The organism is Streptomyces sp. NPDC005195 (genome assembly GCF_040608315.1).
GTDB classification, from domain to species: domain Bacteria; phylum Actinomycetota; class Actinomycetes; order Streptomycetales; family Streptomycetaceae; genus Streptomyces; species Streptomyces kaempferi.
Genome location: NZ_JBEXHZ010000020.1, coordinates 99,924 through 117,168, shown reverse-complemented (window position 1 = coordinate 117,168; position 17,245 = coordinate 99,924). Strand labels below are relative to the sequence as shown.

13 protein-coding genes are annotated in these 17,245 nt (G+C 71.4%); 4 read left to right on the top strand and 9 right to left on the bottom strand.

The features are described 5' to 3' along the window. Positions 1–217: 217 nt before the first annotated feature. Positions 218–505, bottom strand: a complete 288-nt coding sequence (gene rpsO, locus ABZV34_RS21610; protein ID WP_168530506.1) for a 30S ribosomal protein S15 — start codon at positions 503–505, stop codon at positions 218–220. Between the two features lie 264 nt (positions 506–769). Between rpsO and ABZV34_RS21605 the strand changes: the two genes are divergently transcribed. Further along, the gene (locus tag ABZV34_RS21605; RefSeq protein WP_356278872.1) at positions 770–1,090 is read left to right on the top strand and encodes a DUF397 domain-containing protein; all 321 of its coding nucleotides are present in this window, start codon (positions 770–772) and stop codon (positions 1,088–1,090) included. A gap of 106 nt (positions 1,091–1,196) precedes the next feature. Here the strand turns inward: ABZV34_RS21605 and eccD are convergent, their stop codons facing one another. Continuing rightward, positions 1,197–2,711 carry a type VII secretion integral membrane protein EccD gene (eccD, locus tag ABZV34_RS21600; RefSeq protein ID WP_356278869.1) on the bottom strand — a complete coding sequence of 505 codons (1,515 nt, stop codon included), beginning with the start codon at positions 2,709–2,711 and terminating at the stop codon, positions 1,197–1,199. A gap of 434 nt (positions 2,712–3,145) precedes the next feature. On the opposite strand from eccD, the gene eccCa reads away from it, so the two are divergent. Continuing rightward, a complete protein-coding gene (eccCa, locus tag ABZV34_RS21595) occupies positions 3,146–7,111 on the top strand; it encodes a type VII secretion protein EccCa (RefSeq protein WP_356278866.1) in 3,966 nt (1,321 codons plus the stop codon). A 157-nt stretch (positions 7,112–7,268) separates the two neighbouring features. On the opposite strand, the gene ABZV34_RS21590 is transcribed toward eccCa, so the two are convergent. From ABZV34_RS21590 to eccB, 7 genes are all read right to left on the bottom strand, one after another. Continuing rightward, the gene (locus ABZV34_RS21590) at positions 7,269–7,571 is read right to left on the bottom strand and encodes a WXG100 family type VII secretion target (protein ID WP_148010778.1); all 303 of its coding nucleotides are present in this window, start codon (positions 7,569–7,571) and stop codon (positions 7,269–7,271) included. A 67-nt stretch (positions 7,572–7,638) separates the two neighbouring features. Further along, entirely contained in the window at positions 7,639–7,977 is a 339-nt protein-coding gene (locus ABZV34_RS21585) for a WXG100 family type VII secretion target (RefSeq protein ID WP_153288260.1), read from the bottom strand. Between the two features lie 77 nt (positions 7,978–8,054). Further along, a complete protein-coding gene (locus tag ABZV34_RS21580; RefSeq protein WP_356278917.1) occupies positions 8,055–9,143 on the bottom strand; it encodes a S8 family serine peptidase in 1,089 nt (362 codons plus the stop codon). A gap of 206 nt (positions 9,144–9,349) precedes the next feature. Further along, entirely contained in the window at positions 9,350–11,080 is a 1,731-nt protein-coding gene (locus ABZV34_RS21575) for a WXG100 family type VII secretion target (RefSeq protein ID WP_356278863.1), read from the bottom strand. Then, a complete protein-coding gene (locus ABZV34_RS21570) occupies positions 11,080–11,553 on the bottom strand; it encodes a hypothetical protein (protein ID WP_356278860.1) in 474 nt (157 codons plus the stop codon). Before ABZV34_RS21570 ends, ABZV34_RS21575 begins: the two co-directional genes overlap by 1 nt. A 234-nt stretch (positions 11,554–11,787) precedes the next feature. Continuing rightward, the gene (gene mycP, locus ABZV34_RS21565) at positions 11,788–13,047 is read right to left on the bottom strand and encodes a type VII secretion-associated serine protease mycosin (protein ID WP_356278857.1); all 1,260 of its coding nucleotides are present in this window, start codon (positions 13,045–13,047) and stop codon (positions 11,788–11,790) included. An 18-nt stretch (positions 13,048–13,065) separates the two neighbouring features. Next, positions 13,066–14,592, bottom strand: coding sequence for a type VII secretion protein EccB (gene eccB / locus ABZV34_RS21560; RefSeq protein WP_356278854.1), 1,527 nt, complete (start codon positions 14,590–14,592; stop codon positions 13,066–13,068). Positions 14,593–14,787: 195 nt separating this feature from the next. Here eccB and eccE point away from each other — a divergent pair, with 195 nt between their 5' ends. Both eccE and ABZV34_RS21550 read left to right on the top strand, forming a co-directional pair. After that, positions 14,788–16,125, top strand: a complete 1,338-nt coding sequence (eccE, locus tag ABZV34_RS21555) for a type VII secretion protein EccE (RefSeq protein WP_356278851.1) — start codon at positions 14,788–14,790, stop codon at positions 16,123–16,125. Between the two features lie 5 nt (positions 16,126–16,130). Continuing rightward, complete coding sequence (locus tag ABZV34_RS21550; protein WP_356278848.1) at positions 16,131–16,949, top strand: hypothetical protein; 819 nt, start codon at positions 16,131–16,133, stop codon at positions 16,947–16,949. Positions 16,950–17,245 lie beyond the last annotated feature (296 nt).

Sequence of the window (17,245 nt, the reverse complement as noted above, 5' to 3'; positions counted from 1 at the left end):
AGGACCGGCGGCGGCTAGGCGCGCTTCTCCTCGTTCGTTGTCATGACGGTCCCTACCCGGCGGGCGGGGCGTCGTCACGCTCTGTCGTACCTGCTGTGTCCTGCGTACCGCGGTGTGCTACCACACTACAAAGCATCGGTGACACTCCGCACGTAGAGGGCACGTACAGCAAAAGGAGCGGCTCCCAAGAGGTGGGAACCGCTCCCTTCACGGCGTCTTACTTGGCGCCGGCCGCACCGCGGCGGATGCCCAGGCGCTCGACCAGCGCGCGGAAACGCTGGATGTCCTTCTTGGCCAGGTACTGCAGCAGCCGGCGGCGCTGACCGACCAGGATCAGCAGACCACGACGGGAGTGGTGGTCGTGCTTGTGGGTCTTGAGGTGCTCGGTCAGGTCCGAGATGCGGCGCGAGAGCATGGCGACCTGGACCTCGGGGGAGCCGGTGTCGCCCTCCTTCTGGCCGAACTCACTGATGAGCTGCTTCTTCGTAGCGGCGTCGAGCGACACGCGTACTCCTCGTAGTCTTTGATGTGCCACCGAGTGCCCCTGGTCCACATCTCAGGGGAGCTTCCGTTACTCGGGAGGCGGGGATCCGCTGGGCGCGGCCTCCAGAGCGATGGCTCCGGGGGTGCGTACACAAACGGCCGTCACACAGCGTACCAGCCTGGCCGGATGCGTCCGCCCCGGTCCCGGAACCTCACGGGCGCCGCCGGTCCGGCCACTAGGGTGACGGCAGAGGTCAACCGTACGTGGGGAAGGGGCCGTCCGAACATGGCCGAGGCAGCAGCGGACAGGGGCGTCGACGTCAGCGACGCGGACGTCAAGGCGCGCAAGGAGCGGGAGCGGGACGAGCTCTACGCGCTCGACATCTCGGACGTCGAGTGGCAGAGCGCGCCGGGTACGGAGGAGCACGAGGAGCGGGTCGAGATCGCGTATCTGCCCGCGGGTGCGGTGGCCATGCGTTCGTCGCTCGACCCGGACACGGTCCTGCGTTACACGGAGGCGGAGTGGCGGGCCTTCGTGCTGGGGGCCCGGGACGGCGAGTTCGATCTGGAGCCGGCGCCGCACAACGGCGGGCTCGCGGCGGAGTAGGCCGCGCGCCGGAGCGGACGGCGGAACGGGCCGCACGAACAGAGGGAGGGCGGTCGCCCCGTGGGGCGACCGCCCTCCCTCTGTCGCTGCCGAGGCGCGTGGCCGGTCAGCCCGTCATCGAGCGGGCCGTGCCGTAGACGTCGAAGACCGCGAGTGCCAGCGGGATCAGGGTGAGCAGCACGAAGCTCTCGGCGATCTCCAGGAAGCGGCCCCAGAACGGGGTGAGGCCGCCGCGCGGCAGGATCAGGCCGAGCGCGGTGACCAGCGCGGCCGCCGCCGCGATCGCCGCGACGAGCCAGATCGTACGGATGTCCAGGTCCGCGCGGTCTCCGGCGAGGGCGTCGCGCATCAGCGAGTGCGGCGGGTGGAGTGCCAGGCCGAGGCCGAGCAGGACGAGGGCGCCGAGGCCCGCGCCCAGCACGGGGGCGACCTGCGCGGTGTAGCGGAAGAGGTGGGCGCGCATCAGGAGGGCGACGCCCGTCGCGAGGGCGAGGAGCTGTCCCCAGAGGTCGTCGGAGAAGCCGAGCACCGCCGAGGCGCCGACGGCGAGCAGCGCGCATCCGCCGACGAGGCCGACGAGGAGTTCGTGGCCGCGGCGGGTCTGTGCCGCGATGCGGTCGGCGTCGACCGGCTCCGGCGGGGCGGGCTCGGCGCCGTACGCGCTGCGCGGGGTGGCGTTCGGGGGGTCGAAGCCGATCGGGATGCGGGCGAAGCGCATGGACATGCCCGGCAGGAAGGCCAGGGCTCCCACGGCGACCGGTGCGCAGAGCGCGGCGGTCTCGGTGGGCGTCCAGTGCGCGAGCAGGGCCACGAACACGGTGACCAGGCCGATGCCGGAGGCGAACACGAAGGCGACGAACGGGCCGTCGCCGCGCGGCGAGCACAGCGTCAGGATCACCGAGGCGACCAGCACCGCGGCGCAGGCCAGCAGGAACTGCAGCTTGCCGATGCCCTCACCGTGCGCGACGGCGAGCAGTCCGGAGCCCGCGACGCCCACGTTCGACAGCGCGCCGAGTCCGAGCGCGACCGCGGAGGCGCGGTCGTCGTAGATCCGGGCGCGGATCGCGGCGAGGACGACCAGGAGCACGCCGGTGACGCCCGCGAGGATGCCGGGCAGGCTGTGCATGTCGTGGCGGGGATCGGCGGTCCAGGCCACGAAGGCGAGCAGCGTCGGCAGGACGGCGCCGCCGACGAGCCCCGCGGCCCGCGTCAGGTCGCCGCTCCACAGGCTGCGTTCGCGGGTCACCGCGGACGCGACGGCCTCGGAGACGTCGTCGAAGACGGCCGGCGGCAGCGAGTCGGAGAAGGGGCGCAGGGTGAGCAGTTCGCCGTCGAGGATCCGCTGGGCGGCGAAGGAGCGCGAGCTGTCGAGGACGGTTCCGTCGCGGCGTACGAGGTGGTAGCCGACCGGGGCACCCTCGGCGGGGCTCTGCTGGGAGAGCCGCAGGATCTCCGGGTAGATGTCGGCGACCGGGATGTCGTCGGGCAGTGCCACGTCGATGCGGCTGTCGGGCGCGACGATGGTGACCCGGCAGAAGCCCAGGCCGGTGCCCGCCCCCTGGGAGGCTCCGGGGCCCGGCCCACCGGCTCCGGTGGTTGTCGCGGAGGCCGTCATGCTCACCTGCTGCTCCCCCTCAGTGATGGTCCCGCGTCTGCGGTGGTTTCCGGGTCTGCGGTGGTTGGTTCCGCGTCTTCGGCGGTCGCGCTTCCGTGGTGGTCGGGCTTCCGCGGCGGTTCCGCTTCCGCGGTGGTTCCGCGTCGGTCGTGTGAAGGTCCTGCGCCTCTTTGCTCCGCGCGCCGGGCCGGCTGTGCGGCGAGGTGGCGGAAAGCGGCCCGTGCGACCGGACCGAAGACCTCACGCACCTCCACATCGCGCGAAATGCCCTGATTCTCCAGCCCTGTTCGCGTGTGCTCACGCGAACATCCGGCACCTTACCGCCCACCCGTCTCCTGTGACCTCAGCGGGAAGTCAGTAGGATCGCGCGGCGGCCTCCGCCCGCCTGACACGGGGCGGCGGGCGGAAGACCCTGGGGCCGGCAAGGGAATTGGTGAGCAGTGAGCCAAATCATCGTCAAGCGCCCGCCCAGGGCGCTGCCGTCCGACGTACCCACCGGCGAGGTCGTCCTGCAGCCACCGCCGGAACTTCCGCGCGGGCACCAGGACAGCGTCCTCATGCAGCTGCTGCCGACGCTCGGCATGGGCGGCTCGGTGGTCTTCTTCTTCACCAACGGACAACCGTTCATGAAGATCATGGGCATGGTGATGATCGCGTCGACGGTGGCCATGTCCATCGCGATGGTGGTCCGCTTCCGCCGGGGCTCCCAGGGGCAGTTGGCGGACATGCGCCGCGACTACCTGAGCTATCTGTCGCAGACCCGTCGAGCCGCGCTGGACACGGCACGGGCGCAGCGCGACGCGCAGTACTACCAGCACCCCTCCCCCGAGCAGCTGTGGGCGCTGGTCGCCGAGGGCAGCCGGGTGTGGGAACGGCGGCCGGGCGACGAGGACTTCGCGCAGGTGCGCATCGGCCTCGGTCCGCAGTCGCTGGCGACGCCCCTGGTCTCCCCCGACACCGGGCCGGTCGAGCAGCTGGAGCCGCTGACGGCAGGGGCCATGCAGCGTTTTGTGGCCACCCACAGCGTCCTGGACGCCCTCCCGATGGCCGTCTCGCTGCGTGCCTTCTACCACGTCACGGTCAGCGGCGAACCTCGGTCCGTGCGCGCCTCGGCGCGCGCCCTGACCGGCTCGCTGGCCTCGCTGCACTCCCCCGAGGACCTGATGATCGTGGTCGCGGCCGGGCGTGCGGAGCTGCCGCACTGGGAGTGGGCGAAGTGGCTGCCGCACGCGCAGGCGTCCGGTGCGGTGGACGGCGCGGGCAGCCGTCGGCTGATCGGCGCCGACACCCGGGAGCTGGAGGACCTGCTGGGCACCCGGCTGACCGGACGTCCGCGCTTCCACCCGGGCGCCACCCCGCTCCCCGACGAGCCGCACGTCGTCGTCGTGCTCGACGGCCTGTCGCTGCCGCCGGACTCCGTCCTCGCCACCCCGGAGGGGCTCCAGGGGGTGACGGTCGTCGAGGTCGTGCCCGGTGAGCTCTCCGGAGCCCGCGGCGATCTCTCCATCGTCGTACAACCGCAGGCGCTGCACCTGGAGTCGGGGCACGGCCTCGTATACGAGGGCACGCCGGACGTCCTCTCGCAGGAGTCCGCGGAGGCGCTGGCACGGCAACTGGCGCCGCTGCGCGTGGCGTCGGGCGGGGACGACGACGAACCGCTGCTCGCCAACCTGGAGTTCACGGAGCTGCTGAGCCTCGGTGACGCCGCCTCGGTGGACACCAAGCGCACCTGGCGGCCGCGTTCGCTCGCGGAGCGGCTGCGGGTGCCGATCGGTGTCGGCGAGGACGGCCGGCCCGTGATGCTGGACCTCAAGGAGGCCGCGCAGGAGGGCATGGGTCCGCACGGGCTGTGCGTGGGCGCGACGGGCTCCGGCAAGTCGGAGCTGCTGCGCACCCTGGTACTCGGTCTCGCGGTGACGCATTCCTCCGAGACGCTGAACTTCGTCCTCGCGGACTTCAAGGGCGGTGCCACCTTCGCGGGCATGGCGCAGATGCCGCACGTCGCGGCCGTCATCACCAACCTGGCGGACGACCTCACGCTGGTCGACCGCATGGGCGACTCCATCCGCGGCGAGCTCAACCGCCGCCAGGAGATGCTGCGCGACGCGGGCAACTACGCGAACATCCACGACTACGAGAAGGCGCGCGCCGCCGGCGCCGCCCTCCAGCCGATCCCCTCACTCGTCCTGGTGATCGACGAGTTCAGCGAACTGCTGACCGCCAAGCCCGACTTCATCGAGATGTTCGTGCAGATCGGCCGCATCGGCCGCTCGCTCGGCGTGCACCTGCTGCTGGCCTCGCAGCGCCTGGAGGAGGGCCGGCTGCGCGGCCTGGAGACGTATCTCTCGTACCGCGTCGGTCTGCGGACGTTCTCGGCCGCCGAGTCCCGCGCGGCGCTGGGCGTTCCCGACGCCTACGAACTGCCGAACGTGCCCGGTTCCGGCTTCCTGAAGTTCGGCACCGACGAGATGGTGCGCTTCAAGGCGGCGTACGTCTCCGGGGTGTACCGCACGGGTCCGGCGCAGGCCGCGCTCGGCGGAGCGCTGCCGCTGGACCGGCGGCCGGTGCTGTTCACGGCGGCGGAGGTGCCGGTGCGGTACGCGGCCGTGCCCCAGCAGCGCCCGGCGGCGACGCCGGAGACGGACGACGCCCTCGCCGACACCGTGCTCGACGTGATCGTGCGCCGCCTTGAGGCGCAGGGCCCGGCCGCCCACCAGGTGTGGCTGCCGCCGCTGGACAGCCCGCCGTCGCTGGACGGACTGCTGCCGGGGCTGGCCGCCGTACCCGGGCGCGGGCTCACCCAGCCCGGCTACGAGGGGGCGGGGCGGCTCGTCGTACCGGTCGGTCTCGTCGACAAGCCGTACGAGCAGCGCCGCGATCCGCTGTGGGCCGACTTCTCGGGCGCTGCGGGCCACATGCAGATCATCGGCGGCCCGCAGTCGGGCAAGTCGACGCTGCTGCGCTCGCTGATCGCCTCCTTCGCCCTCACCCACACCCCGCACGAGGTGCAGTTCTACGGCCTCGACTTCGGCGGCGGCGGTCTGTCGGCCGTCGCGGGGCTCCCGCACGTCGGCGGGGTCGCCTCGCGCCTGGACCCGGAGAAGGTGCGGCGCACGGTCGCCGAGGTGTACGGCGTCATGACCCGGCGCGAGGAGTACTTCCGCTCCTCCGGGATCTCCTCGATCGCCGAGTTCCGTACGAAGCGGGCGCGCGGCGAGATCTCCGTGAGCGACCAGCCGTGGGGAGACGTCTTCCTCGTCATCGACGGCTGGGGCAACTTCCGTGGCGACTACGAGGCGGCGGAGGGCGTCGTCCTGGACATCGCCGCGCGCGGTCTCGGCTACGGCATCCACCTGGTGCTGACCGCGTCCCGGTCGATGGAGGTCCGGGCGAACCTCAAGGACCACCTGATGAACCGCCTGGAGTTGCGCCTCGGCGACACCATGGACTCCGAGCTGGACCGCAAGGTGGCCGCGAACGTCCCGACCGGGGTGCCCGGACGCGGCCAGTCGCCGCAGAAGCTGCACTTCATGGGGGCCGTCCCGCGTATCGACGGCCTGACCTCCGACACGGACCTCGCGGACGCGACGGCCGCGCTGGCGGCGGAGGTCTCCCGGCACTGGCAGGTGCCCGGCGCCCCCGAAGTCCGGCTGCTGCCGCGCGAGTTCCCGGCGGAGCAGCTGCCGCCCGGCGACAGCTTCCCGCGCCGGGGCGTCGCCTTCGCGCTCGACGAGGACAACCTCGAACCCGTCTACGTCGACTTCGAACAGGACCCGTTCTTCCTCGTCTACGGCGAGAGCGAGTCCGGCAAGTCGAACCTGCTGCGGCTGCTGATCAAGCAGCTCACCGAGCGCTACCCGGGCGACGACTGCAAGCTGTTCGTCGTCGACAACCGGCGCTCGCTGCTGGACGTCACCCCGGCCACCCACCTCGCCGAGTACATCCCGATGTCCAACGCCATGGACCATCACATGGCGGCGCTGGTGGACCTGATGCAGCGCCGCACCCCCACGGCGGAGGTCACGGCGCAGCAGTTGCGGGAGCGGAGCTGGTGGCAGGGACCGACGGTGTACGTCGTCATCGACGACTACGATCTCGTCTCCACGTCCGGCGGCAACCCGCTGGGCGCTCTGACGGAACTGCTCCCGTTCGCGCGGGACGTGGGCGTGCGGTTCATCATCGCCCGCTCCACGGCGGGCGCGGGACGTGCCTCGTACGAGCCCTTCATGCAGCGGATGAAGGAGCTGGGCGCGCAGGGTGTGGTGCTCGCCGGTGATCCGGGCGAGGGCGACATCCTCGGCGGGGTGCGGCCCCGGCCGATGCCCGCGGGGCGGGGCGTCTTCGTGTCACGCCGGCGGGGGAAGCCGTTGGTGCAGACGGGGCTGGTGCCGGAGAGCACGTACTGACCTGCGGCGCGGACCCGAACGGGGTGACCTGACCGGACGGGGTTCACGGACGGCGGCGAGGGGGCGGGGGTTCCGCTCCTGCCGCCGCCCGCCGGGGTACGGAAGAGGGTGGGCACCTCCCGCGCGTGCCCACCCCGGTCGTCCGTGCCGTCGGGTCCTACTGGAAGTAGCTGGCTCCCTTGAGGTCGCCGCCCCGGTAGTCACCGCCGGCCTGGTGGACCTTCTGCGAGATCGACAGCAGCGCCTGGTGGACGGCGGTGGCGTGGTTGTCCCACTCCTTCGACTGCGCCTGAAACGCGTCGTAGGCCTCGCCGCCCCAGCCTTCCGCCGCGTCGAGAACGGCCTGCTTGAGCGCTCCGAGGTCTTCCTCGAGCTTCTTGGCCTGGTTGCCGAGTTCCGTGGTGAGCGCGTCCAGGGTGCCGTACTTGACGGCAAGGTCCTGGTAGTGGACGCCGGACATGTTTCCTCATCTCCTTGACGATTTCGGACGGACCTCTCGGTCCGGGGAACGGTGCGGCCCGGCGCCGTCAGTAGCTGTTGAGCGCCGAGGTCTTGCCGCCGAGGTCCACCTGGATGTTGGAGATCGTCGAGTGGAGTTCGTCCTCGAGCTTGATCTTGTCCGACTTGGTGAGGTGCAGGTTCTCGAGGAACCGGTCGAGCATCCGGCCGATCTGGGCCATGTTGTCGTTGATCTCGGTCTGCTTCTTGTTGAAGGCGTTGGCACCGACGCCCGTCCAGTTGGCCTCGATCATGTCGATGGTCCCCTGGAGGGCTGCGAGCTGCTTCTTGATGGACTCGTACCGGTCCAGGACGTTCGTCTGGAGCTTCTGTACCCGGTCGTCGTCGAACTTGCGGCCGTCGGCCATGTCCGCACTCCCTTTCGTGGGTTGTGGTTCGTCTTCCTTGCGCACACGTCACCGAGTGGTCCGGACGTGCGGGGTGGTCATGCGCGGCGTCGTGACCGGACCACCGCGAAGGTGGCGCCGCCGATCACCAGTACGGCCGCGGCGCCCGCGAGAGCCCCCCAGGGGGTGCCGCCGGACGACTCCGCCTTCGATCCCGCCGCCGAAGTCCGTTCGCCGGAGTTGGATTTGGGGGGATGCGAGGCGGTGGACGCGGTCGCGGACGGGGAGGCGTCGATGACGCCCACGCCGTTCTCGTAGCTGAGAGGGTCGGTCTTGGCCGGGCCGGGGTCGATGCCGGAGTTCTCCAGCACCTTGCGGGGTCGGACGAGGCCGTATCCGAGGTAGTTGCTCGGCTTGTCCTTCGGCCAGTCGCGTCCCGCGGTGTCCATGAGACTCCCGAGGACCTGGTTGGCCGTCCAGTCGGGGTGGGCGGACCAGATGAGGGCGGCGGAGGCGGAGGTGATGGCGGTGGCCGCGCTGGTTCCGGCTCCGGTGCAGTACGCGCGGAACGACTTGTCGCACCAGATGGGGAGGTCGAGGCCCGGCGCCGCCAGATCGACGTAGTTGCCGTGCTCCGAGAACTTCCCGACCTTCCCGGTCTTGTCCGAGGCGGCGACTCCCACGACGAAGGGATAGGCCGCCGGATAGCCGATGAAGTTCTTCGTCTCCGCCTCGTTGCCGACGCTGGAGAACATCAACTTGCCCTTCGACTGCGCGTACTTGATCGCCGCCTCTTCGTCCGGGTCGATGTAAGGACCGCCGAACGACATACTGATGATCTTCGCGTCGGTGTCGGCGGCGGCCCGGATCACCTTGGCCACGCTCGGGGTGTTCTTCCTCTCGGTGGCGTCTTTCAGGTCGTCGTAGGCGACCCGGTACGGAACGATCTTCGCCCCCGGTGCCAGGCCCTTCAACCCGCCCCCCGCGCCCGTACCGGCGATGAGTTCCGCCATCGTGGTCCCGTGACCGTCGAAGTCCTGGGTCACGTGGTAGGAAACCGATTTCGGTACCTCGTCGGCGAGCACCTGTCCCTTCAGGGAGGAGGTCCCGGCGTTGACGCCCGAGTCGACGACGGCCACCTTCACGCCCTTGCCCGTGCTCACCTTCCACATCTCGTCGGCCTTCATCGCCGTCAGGTACCACTGCTGGGACTGGACGTCGTCGGCCGTCGCGCCCGGCGCCAGTCCGGCCGACAGGACGGCCAAAGCACCGAGCGTCGAGCCCACGGTGGACGCCCTTCTGCCGTTTCGCCCGGCGAAGGGCCCTGTCCACGCACCGCGTCGGCTGATCCCTGACAACATGGCTTTGTACGCCCTCGCTCGTATCCGGTCGGTCACTCTGTCGCCGGCGGCAGATCGCGCCGCTCTTCGGTGGACGGACGCTTCTCGTCCTCGGTCGATCCGTCACGGCGCGCGCCGTTCTTGCGGCCTCCCCGGTCGGAACCAGGCCTTTCCGCGGCGCCGCGTGCCAGGCCGGTGCCACCGGACGTGAATCCGTTGTTCCTGGTGCCCGGGACACGGCCCTTGGGCGCACCGACCACTCCGTCCGGGTTGCCGGTGGATCGGCGGGGCGCCTGCCGTGCGCCGGTACCCGTCGACGAGCTCGGTGCCCCGATCACTCCGCGCTGGCCGGGCCTTTCGCCCGTCGTACGGGCTCCGGTCGTGCCCTCGCCGCCGATGACCGTGCCGCGCGGCACTCGGGAACCCGTCTTGCCCGGTGTACCGCCCGTGGTGGGCCTCCCGCCGACGACTCCGCCGGTCCGTGCCGCGCCCGCGGGCCCGGGACCACCTGCACGTCCCGGTGTGCCACCGGACCTCGGCATCCCGCCCGTGACGCTGCGCCCCAGCGGCGACTTGGCGGTCGGCGTGTTCCCACGAGCGCCCGCCTGCCCGGTCGCGGCCGCACGTTCCACAGGTCCCACCGGACCGCGCGCCGTGCGTCCTCCGGAGGCGCCGCCGGAAGCACTCCCGCGCCCCTGCGCCGAGGTCGGCGTCCTACTCAGGGGGGCTCCGCCGAGTCCCGTGGCACGAGCCGCGGGTCTTGCGGAAGGAGGGGGCACAGGACCACCCGCGAAGGGAGGGAAGGCCGCTGCCGGGCTGCCACCCGCCCCCGCGGGCGACGACGGCGTGCCGAGCACGGGTTTCACGGTCTCCTGGGGCAGCGTCCCGACGGTGTCGATCTCCGTACCGACGTTCTTCCGGTCGTCCGGAGGTGTGACGGAGTCGTCCGCCTGAGAGGCGGTGGCGGGCGTCTCGTGAACGGCCGGATGGCCCACCACGCTGTCCGCCGAGTGATGCTTCGCCGTCCCCGGCTCGTTCGTGACCGACCGGGAGACATGCTCCCTGCCCGCTCCCGTGTACGGCTCGATGTCGTCGCCCGCCCGCGGGCTCGGCTTCGGCACCCCCACCCTCGGCATCGGCTCGAACGTCGGCGGCTGTTGGGCCGCCAGCGTCTCCTCCGACACCGCGTAGAACGACGACAGCCGGTTCATCTGGTTGATCGCCTCTTGGCGGTGGCCCTCGGCCTTCACCGCCGCCGCGTACTCGTGATTGCCCTCGATCCGCTTGGGTGCCGGGATCTCGGCGACCGTCTTGGGGGACAGCCGGGCGTCGCGCGGCGGCATCGACTTGCGTACGGACGCCAGTCCCGTCGCCGCCGCGGTGATCTGCGTGCCCGCGACCTCCGCGAAGGTGGCGAGGTCACGCGCGTGGGTGACGAGGTTGCCGCCCCACGTACGGAACGCGCTGCCCGCCTCGCCGTCCCAGTCGACCCGGCCGATGTGGCCGCTCAGTTCCTCGGCCGCGTCGTTGATGGCGTCGCGGGCGTCCCACAGGGCCTTGCCCGCGGTCTCCAGGTGCTCCGGGTTCGCGGACTCCACCATGTCGACCATGGCGTTGAGTTCGTGGCCCTCGAAGTCGGTCTTGCCGAAGAACCGGACACCGCCACCGAGGAAGGTGTGGTTCAGCATCTCGGACACGGCGGTGGTCGCGTCGATGACGCCGACCTGCTGGTTCACGTGCTCCAGGTCGACCTTGTGGTCCGGCTTGTTCTTCTCGTCACCCATCAGTACCCGGCCTCGGACTTGGTGTCGTCGGAGCGCTTCTCCTCGGGCTTGCCGTGCTTCGCGGCCTCGGCCGCGGCCTTCTCGCGCTGCGCCTGCTCCTGCTCGTGGCGGACCTGCGTCTGGATCTCCCAGAAGCGGTGCCGGAGATCCTCCTCCAGGTTGTCGAAGCCGACGTCCGCGCCGTGCACGGCGATCCGGAGCGCCTCGATCTGCGACCCGAGGGACTTGGAGAGCGTGGTGAGACGTTCGTGGACACGCTCGTACTGCGTGTGCAGGCCCTTGGCCTCCCCGAAGTCACCCTTACCGCAGAACGACGCCTGCGAGATCGTGTGGGCCCCGACCTTCGTCGCGCTGCCCGGTGAGCCCTCGAAGCTCGAAAGCACGCCGTCCACACGCTTCTTGAAGGTCGTCAGCGCCTCCATGCCACGCCTCAGGTCGGCGCTCCCACTGCCACCCATGTCCGCAGGAAGCACGATGCATTCCCTCCCCGTTGTCGTCGCCTGCCCGGGAATAACGCGCCCCCGAGCGTTCCTGTCTGCAACGCAACCACTCTAGTCAATTCATGTGACAGCCCCAACTGCCTTATGCAGCAGCTCTGCTACTACTGTGCGAGGCTTCACTCCTCCTTCACCATGCCCGGCGCACCTCGATGATCACTCCCGCAACGCGAGGCTAGTTGTGCAACGGGCGCCGGGTCATGAGTACTTCTACTCAGTCCCCGGGATCCGGTGCCCGCGCCTGCGCGCGTCCCGTATCGCCACCGCGCCCCCGGCCAGCCCCGCGACCAGCACCACCGCGCCCACCGCCACGTACGTCGCCAGGCGGGCGTTGCGTTCGTCCGGGGTCTCGCCCAGTTGCAGGGCGGCCGGGGCGGGGGCCTCCGCCTTGGAAAGACCCTCCCGGGGATCGGGGGACTGCAAGGGGTGATCGTCCTCGGTCAGGGCGCGGACCGGGTCGACGACGCCCCAGCCGACCAGACGGTCGCGGCCGGGCACGGAGCGTTCCGCGGTCTGTTCGATCTGCGCCACGATCTCGCGCGGGGTCCAGTCCGGGTGCTTGGCCTTGATCAGGGCCGCGACCCCGGCCACGTACGGGGCCGAGAAACTGGTGCCGTTGTCGGAGCAGTGGCCGCCCTTGGGGACGGTGGAGATCATGTCCACACCCGGTGCCGCGACGCCGACGAAGTCGCCGGACTGGGAGAAGGGGGCGCGTTCGTTGTTGCGGTCCGAGGCGGCGACGGCCAGGACGCCCGCGTAGGACGCCGGGTAGGTCTTCTTGACGTTGCCCCCGAGGCCGTCGTTGCCCGCGGAGGCGACGACCACGACGTTCTGGCGCAGCGCCTCGTCGACCGCCCGCTTCAGCCGCAGGTCGGGCGCCTCGGCGTTGGAGGTGTCCTGGGAGATGTTGATGACGCCGGCCCCGACCTTGACCGCGCGACGGATGGCGGCCGCGAGTCCCTCCGTCGTGCCGTGGCCCTCGGCGTCGTTCTGTTCGAGCGGGATGATCGTCGCCTCGGGTGCCAGGCCCACGAATCCGGTCTTCGGGGCGGGCCGGGCCGCGATGATGCCCGCGACCCGTGTGCCGTGGCCGACGGTGTCCGTCGTGCCGTTCCCCTTGCCGCGGGGGATCGGATCCCCGTTGTCGTCCTTCAGGTTCCCGGGCAGGAAGTTGTGTCCGGCGGCCGTGTCCACCGCGTGGGTGAGCTGGGGGTTCTGCACGTCCACGCCCGTGTCGATGACGGCCACGCGTACCCCCTTGCCCTTGGACTGGCTCCACAGTTCGTCCAGGAGGACGCGTTGCAGGGACCAGGGGCGGCTCGCGTACATCTTGTTCGGGAAGGCGCACTGGTCGGTCGAGGAGTCCGCGGTCGCGGCGGGCCCGAGGGCGGCCACGGCGGTGCAGGTGATCAGCGTCGCGGCGGCGAGGGCCGCGGCACGCGGGAATGTCGCGGTGGGCGCGTACGGCATGGACCGACCCCCCCGTCCCTAGGAGCCCTGCGGCTGGCGGGCCGCCGACGTCGACAGACGGGGGCCGGTCGACAGGAACGAGGACCACGCGACGGGGATCGGCGCCGGATCCACACCGGAGTAACCCAGGCTGATCTGGGCCAGCTCGGCCTCCTGCTCCAGCTGCTTGCGGTCCTTGGCCGTGGTGCCGATGCCCGCGTCGTCCGTGGCGCTGTCGTCGTTGGACTGCATCGCGTAGCGCAGGCCGGTGTCGGTCACCAGGAAGACGCCGCCCGCCCTGGTCTCCTCGCCCTGGAACTGGCGGTAGAGCTGACCGGAGCCGGGGGTGACGTACGCGCTGGTGGAGCCGGTCGGAAGGAGGGCCGGGAAGTCGGCGCCCGCCCAGGTGCTGAGCGTGGTCGTGCCGTGGTCCTTGTCGACGCTCCGCAGGACGTTGCAGACGGTGTTGCGGCCGCCCTTGCCGGTGCCCGCCTCGTTGACGGTCGCAGGTGAGTCGGCCGGCCAGTCGTGGTCCGCGTAGAACGCCCCCGATTCCGGGGTGAAGTCGGAGATCCTGACGTCGAGCGCGTCGGTCTGGGAGAGCCTTCCGAGGGTGGGGCTGCTGAGCAGCAGCTTCTCGGTGAAGTCCGAGACGGGCACCACCTTGCCCGGTTCGACGACGTAGTACTGGTCCCGGTCGCCGTTCGGAGCCTTGAGCAGCATGCCGACCTTGTCCGCCGCCGCGGGCAGACCGCCGCCGACACCGGCGTCGTCTCCGACCTTCCCCTGGACCTCCGGGAAGGTGATGCGGTCGCCGCGGTGCAGGGTCTCCAGCCACTCCTGGGTGACCCGCTGGGGTGCGCGGCCGGAGCCCACGAGGGTGCGCAGCAGGAACTCGTTGTCCTTGTCCACCTCGTACGACTTGCCGTGCGCGTCCACGATGTAGCGGGTCTTGTCCGGTCCTACGACGTACAGCAGATCTCCGCCGTGCAGCTTCTGCCCGCCGCCCTCGGTCCTGTCCGTGTCGCGGGAGGCGAGGACGAAGGCGGCCTTCTGGATGGACCCGCCGCCCGCGCTCGGGCGTTCGCAGACGGCCCAGCGCTTCGTGGAGCCCGCCTCCGAGGCCGCGGGCAGGCGGTCGGGCGCGTAGGGGATGCCGATCGTGACGCCGCGCGGGATGGTGCCCTTGTCGAGGATCGACTCGTCGACGGTGACGACCTCGCCCTTGCCCGTCTTGAGGAGGAGCTTCGCGGACGCCATGTTGAGGACCGGGTGCAGCTGCACCTTGCCGTCCGTCCTGAGTACCACGTAGCGGGTGGTGGAGTCGCTGGCGATGATCACCTTCTCGCCGACGGTGTCCCAGCCCTGCGGGGCCGTCGGTTTGAACATCCCCCACGCCCCGAAGGCTGCCAGGATGACGACCCCGACGACGGTGCCCGGCAGCACGGCCCGCAACGGGCGCGGCGCCCCCTCCTCCGAGCCGTCCGGGGACGACTGGACGAAGGACGCGAGCATGCGGCGCTTCGCGAAGGTGTAGGCGTTGAGCTGGTCCCGCCGAGATGCCATGTGTGCCTGTGTCTCCCCGTGTCTCGCCCTGCCCGCGCCCGGGGGTCCCGTCCCCCGCCCTCCGCTGTCGGACCGGCCCCCTACTATGCCTGGTAAGGGGGCGGCTTGGTGGTGCGGGTAGGGTATCGGCGCCTCAAGGGCCCTGTGTGGTGGCGTTGTTCCAGTGAGTTGTGAGGAAAACGGGGGGATGAAGTGATGGCTTCCGGAGCGCGGTTCCGGTCGCGTGACCGGTCGCGGGAGCGGGACTCCTCCGCGTCCCGGCCGCAGCCGCCCGGGACACCCGACCGGTCCGGGCAACCCGGGCCGCGTACCGGTGCGTTGCACCTCAAGGTGCGCGCCGGGCAGTCAGGATCGTTCCGCTTGCAACGAGTCGTCCTGCTGGAGATCGCCGCCGCCGCGCTGCTCGTCGGATGGGTCGTCTCCCCCTTCGCCCTGGTCCCCGCGGCCGTGCTCGCGGTCGTGCTGGTCCTGCTCGCCCTCGTGCGGCGCCGAGGCCGCTCGCTTCCCGAATGGCTCGCGACGGCAAGGGCGTTGCGTGTCCGTCGGCGCCGCGCGGCCGGTACGCCGATCCGGCCCGGTACGGAGCCCGGCCTCGCCCCGGCCGTGGAGTGCGACCCCAGCCTGCGCACCTCCGCCTACAACGCCCGCGACCGGCGCCCGGTCGGTGTCATCGGGGACGGCACGTTCCTGACGGCCGTCCTCCAGGTGGAGTCCGACGCGACCGCGCTGCGCGCCGAGCGGAGCCGCCGGCCGCTGCCCCTGGGACTGGTGCGGGACGCGCTGGAAGTGGACGGCATCCACCTGGAGTCGGCGCAGATCGTGCTGCACACGCAGCCCGCGCCCGCCCTGCACCTGCCCCAGCAGTCCGTGGCCGTCAGCAACTACGCGCCGTTGCAGGAGCAGACCGGGGCACCCGCCGTGCGCATCACCTGGATCGCGCTGAAGCTCGATCCGGAGCTGTGCCCGGAGGCGGTGGCCGCGCGCGGAGGCGGACTCGTCGGCGCGCAGAAGTGCGTCGTACGCGCCGCGGACCACCTCGCGAGCCGGCTCACGGGGGCGGGCTTCCGTACGACGCTGCTGAACGAGGAGGAGCTGACCGCGGCGGTGGCCACCTCGGCGTGCGCGAACCCCCTGGTGACGGCGGAGGCCGGACGAACGGACCTGCCGGCACGCCGGACCGAGGAGTCCAGCCGCAGTTGGCGCTGCGACAACCGCAGACACACGACGTACTGGGTGCGGCGCTGGCCCCAGTTGGGCGGTTCCGGCGGCCCGTCGCTGCCCCAACTCGTCGCGCTGCTCACGGCCGTGCCCGCGCTGGCGACCACCTTCAGTCTCACCCTGCGACGCGGGGAGCGTCAGAACGTGTCGCTGTGCGGACACCTGCGGGTGACCGGGCGCGGCGACGACGAACTGGTCGCCGCGCGCCGCGCGCTGGAGGACGCCGCGCGACGGGCCGGCACGGGACTGACCCGGCTCGACCGCGAGCAGCTTCCGGGTGTGCTCGCCACGCTGCCGCTCGGGGGTGTTCGCTGATGTCCATGACCTCATCCGGAACCACCGCGTCGGGGTCCTTCGGGACGTCGGGGATTCCCGGGGCCGGTCCGTCGGGTTCTCCCGACGTGCAGGGGACCCCGGCCGCGCAGCGTCCGCGTGGCCTGCTGCGCAGCGGCTTCGGTCTGATCGGCCCCCGGCACGGGCGGCATGTGCTGTCCGTGGATCAGGTGGACTCGCTGGCGCTGCCCATCGGGGACGACGGGGTCGTCATCGGCGTGGACGCCGGGGGGCAGCCCGCCGTGCTCGGGCTCAACCGTCCGACGCCGTACGACGTCGTCCTGATCGGCGGGCTGTGGACCGCGCAGGTGCTCGCACTGCGCGCGGCGGCCACCGGGGCGCGCGTCGCCGTCGAGACGGGGCGGGCGCAGGCCTGGATGCAGATGGTGCACGCCATGGGCGGCGGGCAGAACGGCATGAGTGTGCACGACGTGGGGCGGGTTCCGCCGCAGGGCGCCTCCGCGGGCAACCCGGTGCTGGTGGTGCGCGACTGCGGAATGCGCCCGCCGCGCGGGCGGGTGGTGGCCGGCCCCTGGCAGTCGATCCTGACGCTGTTGCCGTACCTCAGCCCGGTGGCCCCGCGGCTGCTGCGACAGGCGCGGCTCGTGGGTGTGCAGCGGGTCTCGCCGGACGAGGCCGCGGAGATCGGGCGGGCACTGGCGCTTCCCCGGGACGACGTGGACTCGCTGCCGACACTCACCGACGGTGTCACGCTGTGGTGCGCCGACCGCGACCGGCAGTACGTGATGACGCAGCCCACGGATGCCGAGACCGGACTGTTCGGTACGCCGCGAAGGATGGACTGAGCGGGCGCGACGCCGGTGCGGGTCCGGCCCAATCCCAGTCCGTGCTGCGGCACTTCCGGACAGGAGTCGGGCGTTTCAGGCCGATTACCCCCTCTCGCTACCGACTTGTTCACCAGGATTGCCCGATTTGTTTCGTCCTATGACGCGTGCGTACGCCGCTTCTGGGCAGGGTGTGACGAAGTGGGCCTGTGCGGAGGGGTGGACGGGCCTGCCGTCGTGACGCCTGTGGTGATTAGGCTGGGACCGGACGCGACACCACACCGTCGGCCGACCCGCCGGCAGACCGCCCGCGTCCC

Coding starts and splice junctions, on each gene's coding strand:
- mycP (WP_356278857.1), bottom strand. CDS start 13,047: ATGCCGTACGCGCCCACCGCGACATTCCCGCGTGCCGCGGCCCTCGCC.
- ABZV34_RS21605 (WP_356278872.1), top strand. CDS start 770: ATGGCCGAGGCAGCAGCGGACAGGGGCGTCGACGTCAGCGACGCGGAC.
- ABZV34_RS21590 (WP_148010778.1), bottom strand. CDS start 7,571: ATGTCCGGCGTCCACTACCAGGACCTTGCCGTCAAGTACGGCACCCTG.
- ABZV34_RS21575 (WP_356278863.1), bottom strand. CDS start 11,080: ATGGGTGACGAGAAGAACAAGCCGGACCACAAGGTCGACCTGGAGCAC.
- ABZV34_RS21585 (WP_153288260.1), bottom strand. CDS start 7,977: ATGGCCGACGGCCGCAAGTTCGACGACGACCGGGTACAGAAGCTCCAG.
- ABZV34_RS21580 (WP_356278917.1), bottom strand. CDS start 9,143: ATGAAGGCCGACGAGATGTGGAAGGTGAGCACGGGCAAGGGCGTGAAG.
- eccB (WP_356278854.1), bottom strand. CDS start 14,592: ATGGCATCTCGGCGGGACCAGCTCAACGCCTACACCTTCGCGAAGCGC.
- eccE (WP_356278851.1), top strand. CDS start 14,788: ATGGCTTCCGGAGCGCGGTTCCGGTCGCGTGACCGGTCGCGGGAGCGG.
- ABZV34_RS21550 (WP_356278848.1), top strand. CDS start 16,131: ATGACCTCATCCGGAACCACCGCGTCGGGGTCCTTCGGGACGTCGGGG.